This window comes from Brevundimonas denitrificans, from assembly GCF_030160755.1.
Lineage (GTDB): Bacteria > Pseudomonadota > Alphaproteobacteria > Caulobacterales > Caulobacteraceae > Brevundimonas > Brevundimonas denitrificans.
In genome coordinates this window covers 1-633 of record NZ_BSOY01000202.1, presented here as the reverse complement: position 1 = coordinate 633, position 633 = coordinate 1, and the positions used below count along the sequence as shown (strand labels likewise).

The following is a 633-nucleotide window of genomic DNA, read 5'->3' as shown; positions in this document are numbered from 1 at the left end:
GCCGGATACGGAATTCATGGGGCTGCGGGGCCTGATCGCCCGGGCCCGGACCGAAGGGAACCTTGAGGCGGCCATCGACCTTGCCAATCGCGCCGATGAACTGAAGCCGGGAACACCGTGGGTGGTCAAGGAACTGTTTGATCTGCATCTCAAGCTGCGTCACTGGGACGAGGCCGAGACTGTGTTGGCCCGGATGGCCCGGGGCAAGGCGGCCAAATCGGCCAGTGTGAAGCGGACCCGGTCCGTGATTGCGCTGGAGCGGGCAAGGCAGGCCCTGAAACGGGACGAGAAGGCCGCCGCCTTTGATCTGGCCTTGAGCGCCCATCAACTGGACCCGGCCTTTGTTCCGGCATCGGTGCTGGCCATTCGTCTGTCCGTGCCCAGCCGGAAACGGGACAAGTTGATTGCGGAAGCCTGGAAAACCAACCCGCATCCCGACCTGATTGCCGCCATTCGCGAGGCAAAGGCCTTTGAGGATGAGGCCGCGTGGCTGGACTATGTGCGGACCATGCTGGCCCCGAATACCCCGGATAACCGCGAAACCCTGATGGAGGAGGCGCGAGCCGCCCTTGCGGCCCAGAAATGGGGCGAGGCGAGGAAATACCTGAACCGGGTGGCCGAGATTGATCCGTC

The 633-nt window shown here is 64.0% G+C and carries 1 protein-coding gene; it reads left to right on the top strand.

The genetic code is table 11. The annotated features are described in order from the left end of the window. Positions 1-16: 16 nt before the first annotated feature. Positions 17-633: tetratricopeptide repeat protein (locus tag QQJ79_RS15755; protein WP_284223875.1), on the top strand; the 617-nt coding region annotated here is incomplete at its 3' end.